The sequence below is a fragment of the Mucilaginibacter flavidus genome (assembly GCF_024055575.1).
GTDB lineage: Bacteria > Bacteroidota > Bacteroidia > Sphingobacteriales > Sphingobacteriaceae > Mucilaginibacter > Mucilaginibacter flavidus.
The window spans coordinates 599,702-620,839 of the sequence record NZ_JAMXOE010000002.1 but is presented as its reverse complement, the minus strand read 5'-3'; the positions used below and the strand labels follow the sequence as shown (position 1 = coordinate 620,839).

At 43.1% G+C, this 21,138-nt stretch carries 22 protein-coding genes; 11 read left to right on the top strand and 11 right to left on the bottom strand.

Annotated elements, in window-relative coordinates; translation table 11 throughout:
* Positions 1-1,260 carry a PAS domain-containing sensor histidine kinase gene (locus NAF19_RS06875; RefSeq protein WP_370362849.1) on the top strand — a complete coding sequence of 420 codons (1,260 nt, stop codon included), beginning with the start codon at positions 1-3 and terminating at the stop codon, positions 1,258-1,260.
* Positions 1,261-1,274: 14 nt separating this feature from the next.
* Here NAF19_RS06875 and NAF19_RS06870 read toward each other — a convergent pair whose 3' ends face one another.
* Together NAF19_RS06870 and NAF19_RS06865 are read right to left on the bottom strand one after the other, a co-directional pair.
* On the bottom strand, positions 1,275-2,102 hold the full coding sequence (locus tag NAF19_RS06870; RefSeq protein ID WP_252789082.1) for a universal stress protein: 828 nt from the start codon (positions 2,100-2,102) through the stop codon (positions 1,275-1,277).
* A 26-nt stretch (positions 2,103-2,128) separates the two neighbouring features.
* The gene (locus NAF19_RS06865; protein ID WP_252789081.1) at positions 2,129-2,623 is read right to left on the bottom strand and encodes a BON domain-containing protein; all 495 of its coding nucleotides are present in this window, start codon (positions 2,621-2,623) and stop codon (positions 2,129-2,131) included.
* 159 nt (positions 2,624-2,782) lie between these two features.
* Between NAF19_RS06865 and NAF19_RS06860 the strand changes: the two genes are divergently transcribed.
* Together NAF19_RS06860 and NAF19_RS06855 are read left to right on the top strand one after the other, a co-directional pair.
* On the top strand, positions 2,783-3,259 hold the full coding sequence (locus NAF19_RS06860) for a pyridoxamine 5'-phosphate oxidase family protein (RefSeq protein WP_252789080.1): 477 nt from the start codon (positions 2,783-2,785) through the stop codon (positions 3,257-3,259).
* On the top strand, positions 3,256-3,882 hold the full coding sequence (locus NAF19_RS06855; protein ID WP_252789079.1) for a hypothetical protein: 627 nt from the start codon (positions 3,256-3,258) through the stop codon (positions 3,880-3,882). The genes NAF19_RS06860 and NAF19_RS06855 overlap by 4 nt, the downstream gene beginning before the upstream one ends.
* A 68-nt stretch (positions 3,883-3,950) precedes the next feature.
* On the opposite strand, the gene NAF19_RS06850 is transcribed toward NAF19_RS06855, so the two are convergent.
* On the bottom strand, positions 3,951-4,331 hold the full coding sequence (locus tag NAF19_RS06850; protein ID WP_252789078.1) for a hypothetical protein: 381 nt from the start codon (positions 4,329-4,331) through the stop codon (positions 3,951-3,953).
* 308 nt (positions 4,332-4,639) lie between these two features.
* Between NAF19_RS06850 and NAF19_RS06845 the strand changes: the two genes are divergently transcribed.
* The 4 genes from NAF19_RS06845 to NAF19_RS06830 all read left to right on the top strand — a co-directional run bounded on the left by NAF19_RS06845 (position 4,640) and on the right by NAF19_RS06830 (position 7,675).
* A complete protein-coding gene (locus tag NAF19_RS06845; protein WP_252789077.1) occupies positions 4,640-5,572 on the top strand; it encodes an FAD:protein FMN transferase in 933 nt (310 codons plus the stop codon).
* An 11-nt stretch (positions 5,573-5,583) separates the two neighbouring features.
* Positions 5,584-5,805 (top strand): DUF4266 domain-containing protein, encoded by a 222-nt coding sequence (locus NAF19_RS06840; RefSeq protein WP_252789076.1) that lies wholly within the window; start codon positions 5,584-5,586, stop codon positions 5,803-5,805.
* Positions 5,806-5,834: 29 nt separating this feature from the next.
* Positions 5,835-7,154, top strand: coding sequence for a DUF3570 domain-containing protein (locus tag NAF19_RS06835; RefSeq protein ID WP_252789075.1), 1,320 nt, complete (start codon positions 5,835-5,837; stop codon positions 7,152-7,154).
* A gap of 131 nt (positions 7,155-7,285) precedes the next feature.
* Positions 7,286-7,675: a DoxX family membrane protein gene (locus tag NAF19_RS06830; protein ID WP_252789074.1), complete on the top strand. Its 390-nt coding sequence runs from the start codon at positions 7,286-7,288 to the stop codon at positions 7,673-7,675.
* Positions 7,676-7,879: 204 nt separating this feature from the next.
* Here NAF19_RS06830 and NAF19_RS06825 read toward each other — a convergent pair whose 3' ends face one another.
* The 6 genes from NAF19_RS06825 to NAF19_RS06800 form a co-directional block, all read right to left on the bottom strand.
* Positions 7,880-10,033 carry a S9 family peptidase gene (locus NAF19_RS06825; RefSeq protein WP_252789073.1) on the bottom strand — a complete coding sequence of 718 codons (2,154 nt, stop codon included), beginning with the start codon at positions 10,031-10,033 and terminating at the stop codon, positions 7,880-7,882.
* Between the two features lie 405 nt (positions 10,034-10,438).
* Positions 10,439-10,945, bottom strand: a complete 507-nt coding sequence (locus tag NAF19_RS06820) for a hypothetical protein (protein WP_252789072.1) — start codon at positions 10,943-10,945, stop codon at positions 10,439-10,441.
* A 365-nt stretch (positions 10,946-11,310) separates the two neighbouring features.
* Complete coding sequence (locus NAF19_RS06815) at positions 11,311-11,769, bottom strand: MarR family winged helix-turn-helix transcriptional regulator (protein WP_252789071.1); 459 nt, start codon at positions 11,767-11,769, stop codon at positions 11,311-11,313.
* A gap of 154 nt (positions 11,770-11,923) precedes the next feature.
* The gene (locus tag NAF19_RS06810; RefSeq protein WP_252789070.1) at positions 11,924-14,488 is read right to left on the bottom strand and encodes a DUF5686 and carboxypeptidase-like regulatory domain-containing protein; all 2,565 of its coding nucleotides are present in this window, start codon (positions 14,486-14,488) and stop codon (positions 11,924-11,926) included.
* Positions 14,489-14,511: 23 nt separating this feature from the next.
* A complete protein-coding gene (locus NAF19_RS06805) occupies positions 14,512-14,862 on the bottom strand; it encodes a hypothetical protein (protein WP_252789069.1) in 351 nt (116 codons plus the stop codon).
* 215 nt (positions 14,863-15,077) lie between these two features.
* Positions 15,078-15,704 carry an START domain-containing protein gene (locus NAF19_RS06800; RefSeq protein WP_252789068.1) on the bottom strand — a complete coding sequence of 209 codons (627 nt, stop codon included), beginning with the start codon at positions 15,702-15,704 and terminating at the stop codon, positions 15,078-15,080.
* Positions 15,705-15,946: 242 nt separating this feature from the next.
* On the opposite strand from NAF19_RS06800, the gene NAF19_RS06795 reads away from it, so the two are divergent.
* From NAF19_RS06795 to NAF19_RS06780, 4 genes are all read left to right on the top strand, one after another.
* Complete coding sequence (locus NAF19_RS06795) at positions 15,947-16,801, top strand: AraC family transcriptional regulator (RefSeq protein ID WP_252789067.1); 855 nt, start codon at positions 15,947-15,949, stop codon at positions 16,799-16,801.
* Positions 16,802-16,899: 98 nt separating this feature from the next.
* The gene (locus tag NAF19_RS06790; protein ID WP_252789066.1) at positions 16,900-17,124 is read left to right on the top strand and encodes a putative antibiotic biosynthesis monooxygenase; all 225 of its coding nucleotides are present in this window, start codon (positions 16,900-16,902) and stop codon (positions 17,122-17,124) included.
* Between the two features lie 42 nt (positions 17,125-17,166).
* Positions 17,167-18,720: a bifunctional NAD(P)/FAD-dependent oxidoreductase/class I SAM-dependent methyltransferase gene (locus NAF19_RS06785; RefSeq protein WP_252789065.1), complete on the top strand. Its 1,554-nt coding sequence runs from the start codon at positions 17,167-17,169 to the stop codon at positions 18,718-18,720.
* 60 nt (positions 18,721-18,780) lie between these two features.
* Entirely contained in the window at positions 18,781-19,377 is a 597-nt protein-coding gene (locus NAF19_RS06780) for a short chain dehydrogenase (RefSeq protein WP_252789064.1), read from the top strand.
* 51 nt (positions 19,378-19,428) lie between these two features.
* Here the strand turns inward: NAF19_RS06780 and NAF19_RS06775 are convergent, their stop codons facing one another.
* The gene (locus tag NAF19_RS06775) at positions 19,429-19,647 is read right to left on the bottom strand and encodes a hypothetical protein (protein WP_252789063.1); all 219 of its coding nucleotides are present in this window, start codon (positions 19,645-19,647) and stop codon (positions 19,429-19,431) included.
* Between the two features lie 9 nt (positions 19,648-19,656).
* Positions 19,657-21,087: an alpha-L-rhamnosidase-related protein gene (locus NAF19_RS06770; RefSeq protein ID WP_252789062.1), complete on the bottom strand. Its 1,431-nt coding sequence runs from the start codon at positions 21,085-21,087 to the stop codon at positions 19,657-19,659.
* Positions 21,088-21,138 lie beyond the last annotated feature (51 nt).

Here is a 21,138-nt window from a genome sequence, read left to right as displayed (position 1 = left end):
ATGATGTCGGCAAAAGGGCAGTCTTTGGGAATTTTTGAGGATAAAAATCTCACGCACATTAACAACGCTGTTATGTACGACGAAGCACTATTGAAAGCCATTATTGAAAACGCTATTGATGGTATAATAGTTATAGACAGCGAAGGTGAAATATTGTCTGCAAATCCATCCTGCTGCGCCTTGTTTGGATACACTGCGGATGAAATGTGTTGCCAGAATGTTAAAATAATCATTCCATCATCTGATGGTGCAAATCATAATAATTATATTAACAGGTACGAAATAACCGGTGAGAGCAATATTATAGGGATTGGTCGCGAAGTAACCGCATTAAAAAAAAGCGGCAAAACGTTTCCGGCCGGGCTGGCGGTTAGCGAAGTGCCGGACGGTGGCAAACGTATTTATGTTGGTATTATTCATGATCTGACTGCCGAGAAACTGGCTGTAGAACAGCTGAAAGATCATAACATCAAACTTGAAAAAGAAGTAGCCGAAAGAACCGAATCGCTGGAAAATATTGTACAGGAACTTGAACAGGCAAAAGACGAGGTCAGCCAATCGCTTTTAAAGGAGCAGGAAATAAACCAAATGAAAACCCGCTTTGTCTCCATGGCATCCCATGAGTTTCGTACCCCGCTCAGCAGTATTCAGCTTTCTGCATCGCTTATCGAACATTATTACGACAAGATTGATAAATTAAAGATATTTGGGCACCTGGCCAAGATAAAATCGGCAGTGGGCAGCCTCACTGATATCCTGAACGATTTTCTATCCGTCGAGCGGATTGAATCCGGAAAAGTTGTCCCTTCGGCTGGCGAGTTCGATATAAAGGCGCTTTGCGATGATATTATTGAAGGAATAAAACTGCAGGCAAAACCCAATCAGCGGATAAAATACATACACAAGGGCAGCGTAAATGTTATATCAGACAATGCCATGCTACAGCATTGTATAATCAATTTATTGTCGAATGCCGTAAAATATTCTGGTGAAGGCGCTTTAATTACATTGACGACCGTCAGAACTGCTCAAAAACTTAACATTAGGGTAACTGATAATGGCATTGGAATTCCGGAGGATGAACAACAGTATTTATTCGAAGCATTTTTCCGGGCCAGCAATGTTAGCGATGTTTCGGGCACGGGTCTTGGTTTAAATATAGTAAAACGCTATACAGAGCTGATGAACGGAGCCATAACAGTGAAAAGTATCCCAAAAAAGGGAACTGCATTTGTTCTCGAATTTCCTGTACACGAGTAATCATTGCCTGGCATCTAAGACTCAGGTAAAATAAGAAAAGATGCCTTGTTATGCTGCGATAAAACTTTCGACTGAACCTGGTTAAACAAGCGCCAGTACAGGTAATGTTTTTTATGGACTATGGCAATTACGCTGGTTTTTACCGGTTGTTTAACAGTTATTAGCTCCTGCGAAAAATTATCGCCCTGCAAATTTGCTAAACATACAGCATCACCGTTCAACTTTGATACGTTGCCGGTAAAGCAGGCCGGTTCATCAGCCTCCAGTAAATCCATTACCATTACCTGGTCTGTTACCGGGCTTATCAATATGTCGAATTTTAAAATTTTTGCAAGCTTTGCCAGGTATTCCGCAGCGTTTAAATCGGTTGTTGGCATGTCGGTTAAAAACACCAGGTTGTGGATAACAAATTGATGCTGGCTATCCGGTATCACCAGCACAGGGCAGGTTGCTTTATTAATAACCGCATAAATATCGCTGCCATAAAACGAGTTGCTGTTAATTTTGCTGCGGCTTCCCATAATGACCATTAAAACTGCATTACCGCGCAGCACCATTTCAACATTTGCCGATAACATTCCCTGTTCCTGCATTATTTTTAAACCGGGCTTAAAACTGCCGGCGCCATGCCGGTTAATAAGGTGCGTTAACCTCCCAGCTTCGTTATGCAACGCATCAGACCTGTTTACTGCACACTTTAAAACGCCGCCGGGTTCCGGAGTAGTTAAATAGGTATTCAGTAAAATGATGTTTGCCTCCAGTTTTATGGCAAGGCCCACCGCCGCGTTTGCGGCCATGGCTGCACTGTGCGAAAAATCGGTCAATACTAAAATGTTTTCCATGTCAATCAGCGTAAATTGCTATTTTGTCAATTATGGTATTCACCCGGTGCCTGTTCACGATGCCTGTGTAGGGCATCAGGATGTTGTTGTATTGTAATATGGTTAATTATATCTTTTATCCCCCGCAGGTGGCTAATGGCGTTGATCGCCGTTTCCAGTTGGTATGGCTCATCCGCTTCGCCTGTCAATGTAACAATGCCATGTTTCACGGTTGCTGTTATTTTATCCGAAGGCACTATTCCATGCCAGTGTAATGCATTAGTTATTTCTATGTTTATTATTCTGTCGTCAAGGCAATCATAAACAGGCAGGCAAACTTCTATTTTATCAACGATGATTTTTACGCCTTTTACCCGCCCGGCGGCCTGTGTAGCTGCCCGTCTCGCCCGGTAACCGCTGGTTTTGCCCGACAGCGTTACGATCCCGTTTTTAACCGCTACAGCAATACAGAGATCGTGCAGCAATGGCTCCCATTTTAACTCCTCCCTGATGTACTTCAGAATTTTATCATCAGCTCTCATAACTACTCCATTTATTTAAATGTGAATTTGGAGAAATCCCGGCGCCATTAAAATGACAGTCATCACCCGGTTAGATGAGGGGCATCATTTTAGCCGGTTACTACGGGCGTTAAATTTGTGTTATTCAGTGCTTAAATAAAAAAACCAATTTATCAAGTCATGTTAGGAGAATTGCGTGAATACCAGGTAGAGGAACTATTAAAGTCGGCAGCTGTAGGGCGTATTGGCTGCCATTCTGAAGGGATTACTTATATAGTGCCGGTAAATTTCGTGTACGAAAATTCAGCCGTTTACGCCCACTCGGCCGCAGGCATGAAAATAGATATGATGCGCCAGGATCCGGAGGTGTGTTTCCAGGTTGATAATATCAGGAACATGGGCAACTGGCAAAGCGTTATAGCCTGGGGCAGGTTCGAGGAAATAACCGATTTGGATGAAAAACAATGCATTATGCAAAAGCTGATCGATAGGATAATGAACCTGATGAATATTGAAACCAATCATCCGTCGCATGGCATTACCGAGCTTGAAAGCGATATCGGTACCCGGGTTGAACTTATTGTTTACAAAATAGTTTTAACCAAAAAAACCGGTCGGTACGAAAAGCGCGAACCCAAAAGGAACTCGTTGCTATGAAAAAACTACAGGGAACGGTAAAAAAATTATTGCCGCTATTGTTTTTAATTGCAGGGTGCACCCCACCCAGGTTGATCACACAATGGAAGGCAAACGATTTTAATTCCCTTGGGGGTAAAAAAATATTGGTACTCGCGTTATTACCCCGGGAACAGTTCCAGGCGGAAGCGAAGCTTGAAAAACAATTAGTTACTCAATTAAATGCTATTGGTTGTAATGCAACCGCATCGAAAAAGGTGTACGCAAGTGATGTAGCGGATGTGGATGAGCAAACTGCGATTGAGAAACTACAAGGCAGCGGGTTTGATGCTGTATTAACAGTTACATTAACCGGTAAGTCCAGCGAACGTAAGTACCTTCCCGACAATATTTACTATCCGCCCTATGGCGATTATTACAACCGTTTTGACATCTACCGTAACGATTTATTTAACCAGGTATACAAACCCGGTTACTATATTATCGATACGGATTTTGCCTGGAAAACGGATCTGTTTGATTTAAAATCCAAAAAACTGTTATGCTCTATCCAAATACAATCGGCTACTGATTTGAACACCGAAAAGCTGGCCGCCGGTTATGCTGTCATAGTAGTTAGTAGTTTACAACCAAACCCCAGGTAAAAAAACAGCGGGACATGCTTTATGCATACGCCGCTGTGTTATTAAACCTCCAACAAAACTAACCACTGCTACATCCATTTAGCCGCAAAGCGGTTAAACTCATGACGCAGGTCATTAAAAAGCTTTTCTTCTGTTAAATAATCTTTATATATCTCCTGATGCTCGTTGGCTGTATCTTCGGTAACAAAAACACCGGTACCTAAAAGTTGCCTTTCCATAGTTTTATCATTTACATGAAGAAGATGTTTTAACTCAGTGATATAGTTACGGTGGATGATGAAATTGTTCTGGAAATGCTCAATCTCCTCAGCAACCTCTTTGCCGGTATTGTCTGTGGCAATTTCTTCCAGGCGCTTTTCCATGAAACCAAGCTCGTGCTGGTAAAACTCAAGACCTCTCAAACACTCGTTATTGAGGTTGGCAAAATGTTTTATGTTTATCTGACTCATGACACAAATTTGCATCGTTTACTAAACCCCGTGAATGACCGGCAGCAGAAAGAATAATGATTTGTATCACGTATTGAAGATACTAAAACCCGGTGCTTTTCCGGCTAAATGCCCGGCAAAAACATCCAGCATAGCCCAATAGGTTAAATACAGGGATGATAGATGTCCTTAAAAATGTTAATAAGTGTTAAAATTACACGGTTTGTTGTAGCCAGCCTTGAATTTCATCCTAACTTCAGATTCATGTTGTAACATTGATAGAAGAAAATAATTGGGGTAATCATTAATCAACCCGTTCTGTTTATTATATGGCTGTTAAGCAGGTTTTTAAAAAAGGGTGCAAGCTGATGGGGAACCAATTTGAGTTCAGCGTTGTGGCTGATGATGAAAATTGGGCAAACGAACGGATTGAAATGGCCATTGAGGAGGTAAAGCGCATTGAAAAATTGCTTACTACCTATAACAACGACAGCGAAACCAACCTGGTAAACAATAACGCCGGTATACAACCGGTCGCGGTTAGCAGGGAAACGTTTGAACTGGTAAAACGCTCGATTGTGATATCAAAAGTTACTCAGGGGGCATTTGATATTACTTATGGCTCCATTGATAAAAAACTTTGGAACTTTGATCAAAACATGACGGCCCTGCCTGATAAAGACACCGCAAAAAAAATGGTAAGGCTTATTAACTACCGTAATATTACCCTCGACGATAAAAACTGCACTATTTTTTTGCGAGAAAGGGGCATGCGGATAGGTTTTGGCGGGATAGGCAAAGGTTACGCTGCCGAGCGCGCAAAGCTGATTATGCAGCAAACAGGTGTTGAAAGCGGGGTTGTAAACGCAGCGGGGGATCTTAATGTATGGGGAACGCAGCCCGACGGAAGGAAATGGACAATTGGCATTGCCAACCCGGATTCCTCCCGCCAGGTTTTTTCGGAGTTAAGCCTTACAGATGCCGCAGTTGCTACATCGGGCAATTACGAAAAGTTTGTGATGATAGATGGTAAAAAATACTCGCATACCATAAACCCACGTACAGGCTTGCCGGTGACAGGTATAAAAAGCGTGACTATCATTAGCACCAATGCCGAAATTGCCGATGCCATGGCCACCCCGGTAACTATTATGGGCGTTTATGCCGGGCTTGATATGATTAACCAGATGAAAGATATAGAAGCAATAATTATTGATGACGATGATAAGCTGTATACTTCAAAAAATATTAACATTACTTGATACCCCTAAAAATGATAAATCAAACTATTAAACTAATGGCGGCTGTTGTGCTGATGGCCGCTACCACATCATGTGTGCACTTAAAAGAATACCAAAAAAGCAGGATCAACGATTCTGAAATGGCCTTAAGTAACCGTAAGGTGGAGAAAAATGAAATGAACTTCCAGTCGTACCGCGAAAGCGCATCAGGCGCCAACGCCGGCAAAACAGGCGGCGGCTGCGGCTGCAATTAATTTCAATCATTTTTATCCCCTAATTAATCATGAAAAAAGTATTTCTGACTGCATTCGGCTTTTCTATGATTTGCCGGTTTAGCACCTTTGCACAAACCAAAACCGACACCGTCCACACTAATAAGCCATTTAGTTTATACCAACCCTTGCCGGCCAACGCCCAGCCCGATGACTACAATCCAAGGGCGCTGCATGTTGATGAAATTAACATAGTTTCCAGCTATTATAAGCAGAATGGCTTCCATTCGGCAATTACAGGCGGCATCGGTACCGAAAAAGTTTCGGATATTTCAAATGGGTTGGATTTGAAGCTGGTATGGACGGGCGACAACGAAAAGAAAAATACCATTTCGCTTGGCCTCGGGTATGACCATCATACTTCGGCATCATCAGCTTATGTAACCACCACCGGCCAGGGTAAACAGGGCGGCACTAGAATTTATCCTTCGGTTGACTGGACTGTTGAAAACCCAACTACCGGTAATACTTTCGGCATAGGCGCTTATTATTCGGGCGAGTACAATTATAAGTCGCGCGGCGCTGATGTGCATTTTTCGAAAAAGACGAACGATAAAAACGGCGAGTTCAGCGCCAAATTCCAGGTTTACCAGGACAAGGTCACGATGATTTATCCTTCGGAGTTTATACCTGTAATTACACCGGTTTCAACCGGGGCTACTTACATTACTACTGCAAGCGGTAACTTGGTTTTAAGCAATGGCGGCTCATCCTATTCAAAACCAAGCCTGCCAACAAAGCCAAGGGGAACTTACACTGCATCGTTTGGCTACTCACAAATCATCAATTCAAGGCTACAGGTAATGTTCCTTGCCGATTTGGTTGCCCAAAGCGGCTATTTGAGCCTGCCGTTTCACCGGGTATATTTTACCAATCAAAAAGACACCATCGAAAAATTGCCTTCATCGCGCTTTAAACTGCCGATTGGTTTCAGGGCCAATTACTTTTTAGGCGATAATATAATATTACGATCTTATTATCGCTACTACCTCGATAATTGGGGCAGCCGTTCCAATACCGCTAATCTCGAGGTGGCATTTAAAATAACGCCTTTCTTTTCACTCTCGCCGTTTTACCGGTATTACACACAAACAGCGGCCAAATATTTTGCGCCTTTTGAAGGTCATAGCGCAAGTGAAGAGTTTTATACCAGCAACTATGAATATGCGAAGTTTAACAGCCAGTTTTATGGCGCAGGTATAAGGCTGGCACCACCAAAAGGTGTTTTCGGCTGGGACAAGCTGCACGACCTGGAACTAAGATATGGGCACTATCAACAATCCACCCAGTTAACATCAAACGTTATTTCGCTCAACCTGGGCTTTAAATAGCCTGGCTAATGCATCGGGCGAAGGATAAAACGATGCAAATTTTGTGGAATGTTTGATAATTTGGGAAATGCTGCCCACTTTTATATCGTGTTATTTAAAAGCTAAATAACACGATATAAATTAAATATTCTGTGAAAGCCACCGTACTCATATCCCGCATCGTCCTCGGATTCCTATACATGGTATTCGGGCTTGATTATTTCCTGCGTTTTATTCCGTATCAGCCTTTGCATACCGGTGTAACCGGGGCGTTTGTTGCCGGCCTTAAAGGGGTAGGGTACTTTTATCCCATGATAAAAACTATCCAGATATTGGGTGGGATTTCGTTGCTTATTAACCGGTATGCGCCGTTTTCTGCGGTGGCGCTTTTTCCTATTAGTTTAAATGTGCTGCTTTTTCATACCATCCCGGTACCATCCGGCTGGTGGATGGGAGTGTTGCTGATTGGCCCCAACCTGCTTTTAGGCTGGGGGTACAGGAAATATTATAGCGGGATGTTTGTGATGAAGCCGGTGGTGTAATCATCCTCACTTTTAGCGCAGGCCTGCGACCTGCGCTGGGGAAATGAGCCCCGTTGGGGCTTCGGAGATTTCTCTCCGTTTAAAAAATACCGACCCCCAAAAATTCAAATGAACCTCAAATCTTTTTGATGGAATCTGAAACACTTAGCCCCAAAGGGGCGACCTCCGTCAGCGCAGGTCGCAGGCCTGCGCTAACAGGTAGTTTTATTCGTGCTTAATATACCTCTCAAAAAACTCATAAATTCTTAACATCTGGTCTATGCGTTGCCTTACATTTCCCGAGCGTACCAATTCGTGTGTGGCGCCGGGATGCTGTACATATTCAACCGGGCGGTTCAAAACCTTTAGTGCTTTATACATCATTTCGCCCTGTACAATGCCGGTACGCAAATCGGTTTCGCCATGCAATATCAGGTAAGGTGTTGTTATCTGATCTACATAAGTAAATGGCGATTCCCTTGCCAATATTGGTTTTGTTTTTTCTTCCCAGGGGTAACCGCCAAAATAGATAGGTGTTAGCTGCCAGGCATTGCCCTCGCCAAAAAACGTGGTTAAGTCATACACCCCGCGTTGCGACGAAATTGCGGCAAAGCGCTTGGTGTGACCGGCCAGCCAACCGGTTAAATAGCCTGCGTACGAGCCGCCGGTGGCCACCGTTTTATCCTTATCGCCCCACCCTTCGGCTAATGCGCCATCGAGGGCTGCCAGCACATCCTCGGTTGGGCCGGTGCCCCAGTCCTGGTAGTTTGCTTTTATAAAATCGATACCGTAACCGCCTGAACCGCGCGGGTTGGAGTAAACAACCCCATAGCCCTGCGCGCAAAAATATTGAAACTCGTGCCACATGGTGTTTTCGCCAGGGCCCCACATGGCGGTTGGGCCGCCGTGTATTTGCAGCATCACCGGGTACTTTTTAGCCGGGTCGAAATTGGTGGGTTTCATCACCCAGTATTCAACCTTGAGGCCTTTGCTGTTGGTATAATATTTTTTTTCGGGGATGCTCAGCTTTTTGTCTTTCAGCCACTCGGAATTAAACGTGGTAAGCGGCCTGGCAGTTTTATTGTTTAGATCGGCAACGTATAGCTCGTAAGGATCTGTAACAGCCGTTTTAACATAAATCATTTGTTTTTTGCCGACATCAAGGCTGCCCAAACCTTCGTCGTAGCCGCTCAGCTGTTCGGGTTTAAGCGTGGCCATATCAACCTTATAAACAGGTGCGCCACCGTTTGATTGTGCGGTAAAGTACAAAGATTTACTATCGGTCGACCATACCGTCCGCCCAACATTGCGGTCGATGGGCACAACCATTTTTTTACCTGCTGCCTGTAAATCATAGATAACCAGGTGCCCAAAATCCATCGTCATTGGCACAGATGAAAAGCCCACCAGGTACCTTCCGTCCGGCGAAACCTGGCCGTTGTTTAACGACACCCCGTCTTCGGCAATCAGCCGCTTTAACGGGCCGCCGGTTGATGGCATCGTGTATATGGCTGATATTAGCGCCCTGTCGGGGTTGAGCAAAGTGTCTGCATTTGTGGTCAGTATGAGTTGTTTGCCATCGGGCGTAAAAACTGCGCCGTTATAATTATGAAAGCCGAATGTCAGCGGTTTTGCCACAGCGCCCGGTTTGGCATCGATAATAAAATAATGGTTAAAGCTAAAGTTGGGTTCGGTAGTGGCCTCGCCCTCAAAATTAAGCTTGTTAAATACCTTTACCTTGTTGTCGGCTTCGTCCTGCGTTAAATATGCGCGGATGGCATCCATGTTGCCATCGGGGTTTGCTTTGGTTTTTGATTGAGGAAGGTTGGTTTTAAAACCGGGCCGCTCCATTGTCCAGTTCGGAACAGCCGCGTGTGGATTTAATACCGAATCCTTCAGCATTTCGGGATAGGATAAGCCCACCGAATACAATATCCTTGCGCCATCAGGCGACCATTGCGGACTACTTGCTCCCCGCGACTCATTGGTAAGCTGCGCAGGCTCACCGCCGTTAAGCGATAGTAAAAATATCTGCGATTTGCTTTTCACTGACCGTACAAATGCAATCTGCTCATCATTTGCCGACCATGCCGGCTGCGAACTGCTGGTACTTGAAGATGTTAAAGCCCGTGCCGGCGCACTGCCATCCGCAGGCACAATCCATATTTGCGTACGGTAAACATATTCCCCTTTAGTCGCTTCGTCGGATTCGACAGACAATACCGTAAAAACAACCTGTTTGCCATTATGCGACAGGCTGGCCGTGCCGGCCTGCTTAATGCGGGTCATATCAGTTACTGTAACAGGCTGGGTGCCATTTTGGGCCCTCGCCGTATATAAACCACAAATAATAAACAGTAAGAGTAGCGTTTTTTTCATGATGTCGTTTGGATTTTTAAATATAAGGGATTATAGGTTAGGGTTGATGAGGTGGATGTGTTATTTTACCGTACCACACGTTATTTCCCAATTTAGATATGTGCCCGGCGTATCCAATACCCCTGACTCCGACGAGGCCATGTATATAAAAGGCGATATGCATTTCGTGGGAGATAAGAAAGTCTTCTATAATGGCAGTACATTTTTTGCACTAAACCTGATAGATCACCTAAAGCAGCGGTGGTTATCAAGTTTCCAAAAATAGAGCGGGTTATAAAAGACTCTTACTTGTCAACGGGCCACAAGTGCTGGAGACTTGCGATAGCGGAGATTCACATGGAATCGGCGGGGCTTTATTAACTAAGTCCGCGCTGCACTATAAATGCCCCTTAGATATTCGGGCCCTTACTCGTTGCTCCTAATTTTTCTCAATTGTTCGATGTCTTCTATATCTTTCTTTCGGGCGGTTGTGTTTTTATCTTCAATTAAGTCTTTATAGCTCATGAAGTAAATTTTAGTTGCTTCTAATTCCACCGTTTCTTTTCTTTGGTTTGATTCGGCGAATTTGATATCAGCCTTAATTTCGGGAAGGGCATCTAAAGTAAACCCGTCAAAGTCTAATTTAAAAAATGACTTACGCGGATTTGGATCATGTTCGTTTTTAAATTCACTAATGTCATGTCCCAACTCTTCTATAACTTTCAAAAAGTTAAAGTGGTTTTCGTAAGTTGGGTTATACCAAACGTCAATGTCAGGTTTATCGGTTAGTTCTCCGGCCGCATTAATCGAATGTCTATAATAGCCATTAAGAGCCACGGCTGTTCCACCAATCAGCATATATTGAACATTATACTTTTCAAGTAACCTGCACACAGTCAGTAAACTATTCTTTAGTTTATCTTCTAATGACATTATTTGAATTGCTTACTATCATTTGAACGAACTTTAGATGAATAAATTTCCTTTATAACTTTTTCGAAGTCGTTGTGTTTTTTAAGACTCAATTTATCATCCGAAGTTTGGCTTTCGCTGGATTTCAGATCTTCAAATGATGTAAATTTCTTAACCGTTTTCATGATTGGTGAGCCTGTATTTGCTTTATTACTGTCACTTATATAAATATAAACATTGGTATTAAACCGACTAATATAAAATAAAGATACATATAGTTCTGCTTAAAGTAATCAAAGTTGGGCTGGTAGCGCATAACATGGATTCAAGCCCCGGCGGGATTAAGATTGCTGTTTGGACGGGCGGGATACTTTTTAGCCTAAAATTCAATTCAGCACCGCCTTGTTCAAATGTTCGTGGTACTCCACAAGTTTCAGCATCACATTGATGGCGTTTTCGTAGTTTTTGGCGCCAACTGCTTTCTTGTACTCATGTTCAAGTTCTGTCATTTGCTTTTTAATATGCTCATAAAAGCGTACACCGCTATCTGTTAAATATAACATCATCGAACGCCCGTCAGTAGTGCATTTTTCACTCATTACCAGGTTCAGTTCTTCCAGCTCTTTGATCACCTTGCTAGCAGCCTGTTTGGTTATACTTAAATTTGCCGCAAGTTTACTATTGGAAATACCTGTGGTGCCTATACTCATAAACAACGGGATATGCGAGTTATTAAAGCCTTCAAGGTTAGCATGGCACAGCTTTGTGCAATACCATTCATCCGAAAGTCGTTTCAAAAGGTATAATAACCTGCTCGTCATCCTGGTTGCTTCCTCGTTTAACATGATCTTTAATATTAATGTTTAAGTAGGTATTAACAATAGGCCTTTACAGTAATTTTAGTTTATCAATTAAAGTAAACCGGCTGACCAATAAAGTCAACCAAGTTTACAAGTTTAACGATTTTTATACAATTAAATTGCTTATAATTTAGGCTGATTAGAATTGGAACCTAACAAAAGCCCTTACGCCCCATTTTGGTGCGTCAGGGTGATCCAGGTAAGTAAGTCTTCTAACCAGGTCCAGCCGCAATAGCTTAAAAATATTCTCGATACCGGCACTGGCTTCCATATAAGGGCCGTTGTTTAGCGTATAAGTTATTGGCTTGCCACTGCCGCCAATAGGGTATTGCAATAAGGCGGGATCGTTGGCAGGGTTGTTTTCCTGCCTTACGCCACCCCATACTGATTTGAATGACACTACTTCCCTTAACTTCAACGATTGCAACAGCGGCACCTTGTTAAAGAAGAACCCGTTAAAATGCTGATCAATATTTATACTGGCATAGTGGTCGCTAACAAATTCCAGGTAGTTCATCAGGTTGTACGATTGCAGCTGCAAAGCATAGCTCTGGTTGGCATGCTGGATATCGAGTAACGGATAAGGCAGCTTATTAAAGATATATCCCCCCTCTGCCGAAACATCTGCAAAACCCAGTTGCGAAAGGTAAAAGCGTTTGGTGATGTTACCTGTAACATTCTGGTAATTGTAATCACCTTTAAAAAGTCCTTTAATACCTTCCTGGTACCGCAGGGTAAAAATAGGGTACTTGTCAGGTATCGGGGTGCGGTATAATTTACCCTGGTAAAATTTTTCGTGAGGTGCGTACCGCAGTTCCATTGATAGTTCAGTGGTTTGCAGGCTATTTACAGAATTTGGCTGCCCCCCGATAATATTCTGAAAATATAATGATCCTGTTGGCGCCTGGTTCCATGCCTTTAGCTCAAACTTGTACGAGAAATGGTTCAGGTATTCATGCACATAATCAAGCCTGAAGATATCGTTGTAAGTATAGATGCCGTGGTCGCCGCGTTTAAATGACAGCAAGAAGTTATCCTCCTGTACAAACTGAAGTTCCTGGCCCGGTATCTTGGTATCGCGCTGTACGCTGGCTCTTATATAGTCCTGCGGAAAAGAATAGATCGATTTATTATTCAGCGAATAAGTGCCGCTGAAAAAATATTTAAATTTTTCGTCCTTAAAACCATATGCGCCATAGGTCTCGAAATAATACCGTTTGCTCAGCTCGGTGGTTGTACGTCCGCCCAATCGCAGCCTGAAACCTTCTACCGGGTTAAAATTGTAAAAGGTATTTACCGGTCCTATTTCAAAAGGGCCTAAATTATCGTACCCTGCAACAAAAAGGGTGATCAATTTCATTGTCCGTTTAAACGAAGGGAGGGTTTGCAGGCTGTCGATATTCTTATAAATATCTGCTTGCCCCTTTTTCAGGGTATCAGGGCGATTAGCTTTCCAGAATTCATCCCCCTTTTCCGTTGCATTGAAGGCTATCATTTGCGCCGGACCGGCATAAGTCTCGTTAGGGCGTGGTTTGTTGACTGCAAAGTTGTTGATGATCACCACACGCTCGCCATACACACCGCCGCCTTTGTTTTTGTTAAGCCCAAAGTCCATCTTCAAATCGCTCTGGCTCAACCGGTAGCGCCCGCCTTCTGTTTTTTCAAAAGAAAGGGTGGTTTGCATTTGACGCACAAAGTTGAGGTTGATGTGTTTATTTACCGACAATACAGCTTTTTGAACTGCGTAGTTGCCATCCATAGTGATGTATATTTTACCGGTGAAAAGCATGTCGGTAGTGTTACGCGGGGTAAAGCTCAACTCAATCAATTGCGGGCTCACATCTTTAATGGTATCGGTAATAAAGAATTTGTAGAACGATGGAGCACCATTAGCGATCGGGCTCAGCAACTGGTTACCCAATAGCGGGATATTATTATCGTAGATCTCAATATCCATGTACATACGGTTAAAGTATGCTTTAAGCCCTTCGTTATCTATAAAGTTCTCATCGTACTTAACCTGCTTATTGGCCTCAATCACTTGCTTTTTAACATAGGGCGATTTGCGGAAGTAGTTATCAGAAAGTTTTTCTTCCATGTACATCGGCAGCAGATTTTTTCCGCCGATTGCATTGGAGTCCTGCTCCATAAACAAGAATTGGTAATTCTTAAATATCCGTTTCTGTTTAAACTTTTCAGAAAGATCACTCAGTGAGAATATCATTCTTTCGTATTGCTGATATTCGGCATAATCGAAATTTTCCAGCCGGTTTTCATCCTTGTGGGCAATCACCTTGCGGATCAGTTCCACAGCGGGATTGTTCTTATTGGTATACCTGTTTTTTTTGCCGCTTTTTATAACTACCTCACTCAATGTTCGTCTGTCTTCAGTTAAAGCGATGTTTATAGTTTGCGTAGTGCCAGGGGTAATGTCCTTATAAAAGGTTTTATAACCTATAAAGGAAACCTTGATGCGGTTATAATTTCCGTCGGTACTAATTTTGTAATTACCCTTAATGTCTGTACTGCCGCCTATAGTGGTGCCATCAAATGAAACGCTTACAGCCGGCATAGTTTCCTGGGTGCGGATATCTGTAACTACTCCCTTAATGATTGTTTGTTGCGCCATCAAGCTGGTTGATAACGTTAAGAATAAAAGCATCACTGTGCTTTTAATTATGTTGTAAAAATGGTCCGTTTTCATGATATTAAAATATAATTGAGGTCTCAGGCAGCCTGTGGATGATTGTAAATTATTTCAGACGCTGATACCGCAATGTTTTTTTGGCTGCTTTTAGATTTTTTGAACAGGTTACTGAAAGCATTATTCCTGATGGTATTATTGGCAGATAAAAAATAGTCTTTAAGGAAAATCAGCAGTATCCCTATCTCCATATCTGCACCCATGAAATTGTCTTTGATAATTTGTTTAACCAGCGGAAGCAGGTAGTACCCCAACTTGCCGGTTGAAAAATTAGACGCTAAAAAAAGCTTATTCAATTTAAAGCTCCTTGCACTGGTGATTACCGCACTGGTGATGCCTGATATTTGGTCGAAGTGGATGAACTGCGTTTTCATGACTACTGATTTGATGACACAAAGGTAAACTAAGTTGACTAAATTAGTCAACTTAGTTTACCAAAAAAAGTACTTTTTACCGTTTTGTGACGCTACATTGATGCAGTGACTTTAAGATGAGATTAGGACGGGGGAAGCCCTAATATACGAGCGATCCTGCCGTTGGTCAGCAGGATCGTTAAGTTATGTAATGTTAAAAACTGAAACGTTTCTGATTAGTTTTTTACAAATGCAAAGACGGTGTTTTTGTAATCGCGCTTTGTGAGTTGTACTTTCAGGCTCTTAAAAATTTTCATTGGCGCATCTGTGGCAAAAATATTAACCAGCCATGCAGGCAGAGCACCTCCCGGGTCTACGTGAATCGAATATTCAACATGTATCTGGTTTTGTCCCAGGGGGGTAATGACCCATTTGCCGATAGAATTGTCGATCCTTACGATGCCTTTTTTTACCGGAACAACGCCGGGTACTGCCGGGCCATCAATCGTTACTACTTTTGTGCCCGGATCCTGAGTGACTGTTAAATGGGCCACAAAATCCCGGTTTGCCACGGGCCAGGGTAAACTAACTTCCGAATAATAGTAAAGCTCTGTAGGCGACACCTGCTTAACCAGTTTGGCCGACTTTACATGGTATACCCAATCCGGGGCAGTGTTAACGTCCATAACAAGAGCTACAAGTTGTGATGGTGTTGCATCGAAGTTACCTTCCACTTTAATAGCTTTGACCTTCGAATCGGGCAATATGCTGGTGTATATTTTTATACCGTCCTTTTCGGTACTCAGTTTCCAATCAGTTTGTGCTGATGCAGATTTCAGTCCCAGCACAAGTAGCAGTAACATAAAAAATAGTTTATGTACTAAATTGATAGTTTGATTTGTTTTTTTCATTTTTACAGATTTAACGCCGTAAAGGTAAACCAAGTTGACTAAAATAGTCAACTGAATTTACTAAAAAAATAATTTATGACGGTGGCGTGATGCTTCCGCCCGGCAAAGCAGGAATGTGTTTTGCAAAATGTAATTACATTTGGTTAAGTGTTACCTTGATGGTTAGGTGAACGGCTTTTTTACAATTAAGTTAAATGGAAAAAATCCCGGTAAGGCATATCAGCACATTCCAAAAAGAGCCGGATTTTTCTGAAAGCTTCAGCATTCGCGATCTTCATGATCTGCTTGCCGGCAAAGACATGGTACAGGAACTTCACCGGCATGATTTCTTTTATGTTCTTGCTTTAAAAAAAGGGGCCGGCAGTCATGATATAGATTTTATCTCCTACACAGTTGGCGACAATTCTGTTTTCTTCATGCGCCCGGGCCAAGTACATCAGCTTGTGTTAAAAGCGGGAAGTACCGGTTATTTGCTGCAGTTTAGAGAGGAGTTTTATTTCCCGCGCGAGAAAGTATCGAACCAGTTATTGCGCCAGGCCGGTAATATCAATCATTACGAGCTTAATGCTGACGCGTTTCAAAAGCTGCTTAACACGCTTACTTCCATCTTCAATGAATATACAGGCAAACAGGAAAGATACGAAGACGTTATCAGAGCAAATATGGGTATTTTGTTTATCGAACTTGTACGGCAGCATAGCCGTGCCACGCCGGATAACGTAAACCTTTATACACAGGAACGGCTTGAAGCATTTTTATCACTGTTGGAGACACATGTTAACCAAAAGCAAGTTGCTGAATATGCTGCCATGCTGAACCTGTCCACTTACCAGCTTAATGCTATTACGAAGTCCACGCTGGGCAAAACCTGTTCAGAATTGATTAATGAACATATTGTACTGGAGGCTAAAAGGTATCTCCTGGCAACATCAAACCAAATAAACCAAATAGCATATTACCTGGGGTACGAAGATGTTTCCTATTTTATCAGGTTCTTTAAAAAGCATATGGGCCACTCGCCGGAGGCTTTCCGACATAATTTTAAATAAGTCCTGTACAACCATATTTTTGTCCTATCCATCAGTTTACCTCCGAAATTACCTTTGTACCAGGCAAAATGATTTGCTGAAAAGATAATTTTCCGGGCATGAAGACAAAGGGCAAGTTAATAGCATCTTTAAAAATATGGGTAGTAATCTACCCGTCTATCACATTATTTCTTTACCTGTTTGGTAAGCAATTATCTGTACTACCTTTATATCAACGGACGCTGTTATTGACCATCCCATTAGTCCCCTGGATAGTATTTGCCGGTGTGCCTTTGGTGAATTTTTTTATCAATATGATTTCATCTAAAAATGATAATAAGTAGGATTTCTCATTGCTATAAACACAATTTTAAAAACATACTAAAATGACAGACCGAAAAAATTTTGACGTTATAATTATTGGCGGGAGTTACTCGGGCCTTGCCGCTGCTATGGCCTTAGGCAGGGCGCTAAGACAAGTTTTAATTATTGATAGTGGCGAACCCTGTAATAAGCAAACGCCACATTCGCATAATTTCCTCACCCAGGACGGGAAAACTCCAAAAGAGATTGCAGCCCTTGCAAGACAGCAAGTGGAAAAATATAATACCGTAAAGTTCTTTAGCGGTTTGGCGACAAACGGAGTGAAAACCGAAAGCGGCTTTGAAATCCGGGTTGCATCAGGTGAAATATTTAGTGCAAAGAAGTTGATTTTTGCGACAGGGATCAGGGACATTATGCCTGGCATTGACGGGTTTGCAGCATGTTGGGGAATTTCGGTTCTACACTGCCCGTATTGCCACGGATATGAAGTTAGAAGTGAAAAAACCGGCATTTTAGGCAATGGCGAATACGGCTTCGAATTCTCAAAGCTTATTTCGAACTGGACAAATGATTTAACGTTGTTTACCAACGGAAAATCAACTTTAACGGATGAACAAACAGCAATACTTGAAAAGCACCATATCAAAATAACTGAAAAAGAAATTGAAAGACTAGAGCATACCGATGGACATCTTCAAAATATCATTTTCAAAGACGGTACAACATCTTCCATTAAAGCGGTATATGCACATAGTCCGTTTGAACAGCATTGCCAAATTCCGTCCGCTTTGGGATGCGAATTTACTGATGAAGGATACATTAAAACAGACTCCTTTCAAGCGACGACTATAGCCGGAATTTTTGCTTGTGGTGATAATACAACAAAAATACGTACTGTGGCCAACGCGGTGGCAATGGGAACAACAGCCGGGATAATGACCAACAAAGAAATTGTTTCGGAAAAATTTGAACAGGCAGATCTGAACCAGTCATGGGATGAACAGTACAGGAACATGTGGGATGATCGCTATAAAGGTGAGGCGTATGCTTACGGAACAAGTCCCAACGTGTTTTTTAAGGAATGGATTCAAAAATTTGAACCCGGATCAATATTAATGCCGGCTGATGGTGAGGGGCGTAATGGGGTATTTGCGGCACAATTAGGGTGGGAAGTAACCTCATTTGATTTGAGCGTTGAAGGAAAGTTAAAGGCGCTGGAACTTGCAAAAGAAGCCGATGTTACCATAGATTATATTGTAGGAGACCTGGAGCAACTCGAGTTTGAAAAAGAGTCGTTTGATGCAATTGCACTTATCTATGCACACTTTGCAGCCGCCAAGAAATCTTCATTCCATCAAAAATTGAACACCTATCTAAAACCCGGAGGGGTAGTTATTTTGGAGGCATTCAGCAAAGAACACATACACCTAAACAACGGCGGACCAACAGACATCGATATGTTGTTTTCCGTAGATGAAATAAGAGCTGACTTTGCAAATCATGACCTGTTAATACTGGAGGAGAAAGAAATTCTTTTTGATGAAGGCATGTATCACGTTGGGAAAGGTTCTGTTGTGAGGTTTGTAGGGAAAAAAAACCTGGTAAATGCGTATTAGCAATGTAAGCGAGTCTCTCTTATCACATCAAATTATTTATAAAAACTAAAATTCAAAGAAATGAAAATCATCATAGTAGGTGCAACGGGCACCATGGGAAAACACTTAGCAAGCGTATTAGAAAAAGACCATGAAGTTATAAGAGTTGGCTCCAAAAGCGGAGACATACAGGCAGATATTACCTCGCCTGAATCAATAGAAAATATGTTCAGGCAGGCAGGGCCGTTTGATGCGCTGATATGCACGGCAGGGCCATCGTATGTTGGTCCATGGAAAAGCATGACAGATAAGGAGTTCAGGAAAGGGCTGGATGGCAAACTGATGGGGCAGGTTAATTTAGTGCTCATTGGCCAACACTACATCAACCCAAAAGGTTCATTTACATTAATTACCGGCGCTTTGACAAATGAACCGGTTTTGAATTTCGCCAACGCATCTGCCGCCAATGGAGCCGTTGAGGCATTTGTGCGCGCAGCAGCAATTGAATTGGAAAATGGTGTCCGCATTAATGCGGTGAGTCCTACTGTTCTGGAAGATTCGCCGCAATATTTTCGTTTTTTTCACGGGGATATCCCGGTAACTATGAAACAACTGGAATTTGGTTTTCGAAAAAGTGTGTTTGGCGCTAACACCGGGCAGGTAATAAAACCATACTGATTAATATCCGGAAGTGCGATCGGGCCTTCATCCATGAACAAAAACATCCGGTTACTGCTGAAAAATCTCAGGGTATTTCCTGATAAAATACACCGGCGTGCAGCTCCAGGCGTGGCAGTAACTGTTCACCGGGAAAAAGTTGTATGGCGATTTTAGTTCATCGTTAGGGTCATATACTTCCCAAAAGGTGTCGGCGCCTTTTTTTACCATGCCGCCCCAATAGGATGTCAGTGCCTCCTTGGCTTCGGCTTTCAGGCCGCTTTCAATCAAAGCGGCAATTTAGTAATGGTACATGTATGGTGCGCCGGGATGCACAGCGTCGGAAACGCCTGGCAATGCTCTTAAAGCCCTCTGTGATTCGGCTTTTGATGCCACGCTGCTTAATATCATCCACGCCTGTCCGCCGTAGGACACCTGTTTGTTTGGCCCGCTTATAAATAGCCCGGTTGTCTTGTCGTAAAGGTTTTTATGAGCCGCTTCTTTTAGTTTTTTTGCCATGGCGGGAAGTTCGGCCACTTCGTTTTCCTTGCCAAGCAGTTCGGCCAATGCGTAGGTTTGATTAAGGGTGTAAATGGTGATGCCCTGCAACGGTGCCTGTTTATCCAGCCCGTCTTGCCAGTCGAAAAATACCCACCATTCTTTGCCGGCTTTTACGTAGTCCATCATGCCATCTTTGCCGGCATACATTTTGGCTATATCAAGTTGTTTTTTGGCGACGGGCCAAAGGTCGAGCCCGGTTTGCTTGTCGCCGGTTGCCGCAACATATTCTTTGAGGGCCACATTGTACAGGAAACAATAATCCAGCAGGCGGCTTTTTTGCGGATGTGGTTCGGGCAGTTCAAATACGTTCGCGTTCAGAATGCCGTCTTTGTTCGACAGGCCGGCCAGCAAGTAAAGACACCGCTTCGTCAGCGCGTCGTTTTTAAAGGAATAGAGGTTAGCCAGCGATTCCAGGTAGGTATCGCCGATCCATAGGCGGCGATCGCGTTTGGGGCCGTCCTCGTAAACGGTTTGCATACACTCTTTAAGTGTAGCAAGGCCGACGCGGTCGATAGCTTTTATGATGGGCGATGTTGTTGCTGCCAGCTCCGGCGGTGTTACGGTAACCGAGGTGGATGACTTAAATTGGATATCCGAAAACCCAAACTCAAAACCTGAAGACGAACCCAGCCATTCAACCTTAACATACCTGAACGCCACCCTGCGCGGGATAGTAACAGCTGCAGGTAATACCGAAACGGTAACGGTTTCGTCCTGCAGCCAGGCGCGGCTCAAGCCACCGGGATAAGGATCAAACGGCGTGGCCAGTTCGGCGGGCACCTCGCCGAAGGTAAGTTTTAAGCGCAATGGTGCATCCATATCACCCCGGAGGGTCTTTAATGTGAATGTGCAATAGCCCGTCATATGTTCGCCGAAATCAACTACAAGGCCGCTGCTTCTTTGGTTAAAGGGTTTGTTGTAAAGTTGCTCAATTCCCCCGGCGTTTACTGCATTCCAGCCCTGGAACGCTGCGGCATCTTTTTCAAGCTTAACAACACCGACCGGGTGTTTGATAGTTTCTGTTAGTGTGGGTTTGTATTCTTCCGCTTTTTTTAGCCAGGCTTGGCGGAAGGGAAGGTAGAGGTCCTGGGCAGTTATTTGAGTGTTTGTAAAGGTTATAATGCTAAATAATAAAAGGGATGTGTAAATACGGGCGAGTATTGATGTCATGGTTTATATACGCTTGGTTAGGCAATATACGCATATTTGAGCTTGAAGGGT

Coding starts and splice junctions, on each gene's coding strand:
- NAF19_RS06875 (WP_370362849.1), top strand. CDS start 1: ATGATGTCGGCAAAAGGGCAGTCTTTGGGAATTTTTGAGGATAAAAAT.
- NAF19_RS06870 (WP_252789082.1), bottom strand. CDS start 2,102: ATGGAAAACATTTTAGTATTGACCGATTTTTCGCACAGTGCAGCCATG.
- NAF19_RS06865 (WP_252789081.1), bottom strand. CDS start 2,623: ATGAGAGCTGATGATAAAATTCTGAAGTACATCAGGGAGGAGTTAAAA.
- NAF19_RS06860 (WP_252789080.1), top strand. CDS start 2,783: ATGTTAGGAGAATTGCGTGAATACCAGGTAGAGGAACTATTAAAGTCG.
- NAF19_RS06855 (WP_252789079.1), top strand. CDS start 3,256: ATGAAAAAACTACAGGGAACGGTAAAAAAATTATTGCCGCTATTGTTT.
- NAF19_RS06850 (WP_252789078.1), bottom strand. CDS start 4,331: ATGAGTCAGATAAACATAAAACATTTTGCCAACCTCAATAACGAGTGT.
- NAF19_RS06845 (WP_252789077.1), top strand. CDS start 4,640: ATGGCTGTTAAGCAGGTTTTTAAAAAAGGGTGCAAGCTGATGGGGAAC.
- NAF19_RS06840 (WP_252789076.1), top strand. CDS start 5,584: ATGATAAATCAAACTATTAAACTAATGGCGGCTGTTGTGCTGATGGCC.
- NAF19_RS06835 (WP_252789075.1), top strand. CDS start 5,835: ATGAAAAAAGTATTTCTGACTGCATTCGGCTTTTCTATGATTTGCCGG.
- NAF19_RS06825 (WP_252789073.1), bottom strand. CDS start 10,033: ATGAAAAAAACGCTACTCTTACTGTTTATTATTTGTGGTTTATATACG.
- NAF19_RS06820 (WP_252789072.1), bottom strand. CDS start 10,945: ATGTCATTAGAAGATAAACTAAAGAATAGTTTACTGACTGTGTGCAGG.
- NAF19_RS06815 (WP_252789071.1), bottom strand. CDS start 11,769: ATGTTAAACGAGGAAGCAACCAGGATGACGAGCAGGTTATTATACCTT.
- NAF19_RS06810 (WP_252789070.1), bottom strand. CDS start 14,488: ATGAAAACGGACCATTTTTACAACATAATTAAAAGCACAGTGATGCTT.
- NAF19_RS06805 (WP_252789069.1), bottom strand. CDS start 14,862: ATGAAAACGCAGTTCATCCACTTCGACCAAATATCAGGCATCACCAGT.
- NAF19_RS06800 (WP_252789068.1), bottom strand. CDS start 15,704: ATGTTACTGCTACTTGTGCTGGGACTGAAATCTGCATCAGCACAAACT.
- NAF19_RS06795 (WP_252789067.1), top strand. CDS start 15,947: ATGGAAAAAATCCCGGTAAGGCATATCAGCACATTCCAAAAAGAGCCG.
- NAF19_RS06790 (WP_252789066.1), top strand. CDS start 16,900: ATGAAGACAAAGGGCAAGTTAATAGCATCTTTAAAAATATGGGTAGTA.
- NAF19_RS06785 (WP_252789065.1), top strand. CDS start 17,167: ATGACAGACCGAAAAAATTTTGACGTTATAATTATTGGCGGGAGTTAC.
- NAF19_RS06780 (WP_252789064.1), top strand. CDS start 18,781: ATGAAAATCATCATAGTAGGTGCAACGGGCACCATGGGAAAACACTTA.
- NAF19_RS06770 (WP_252789062.1), bottom strand. CDS start 21,087: ATGACATCAATACTCGCCCGTATTTACACATCCCTTTTATTATTTAGC.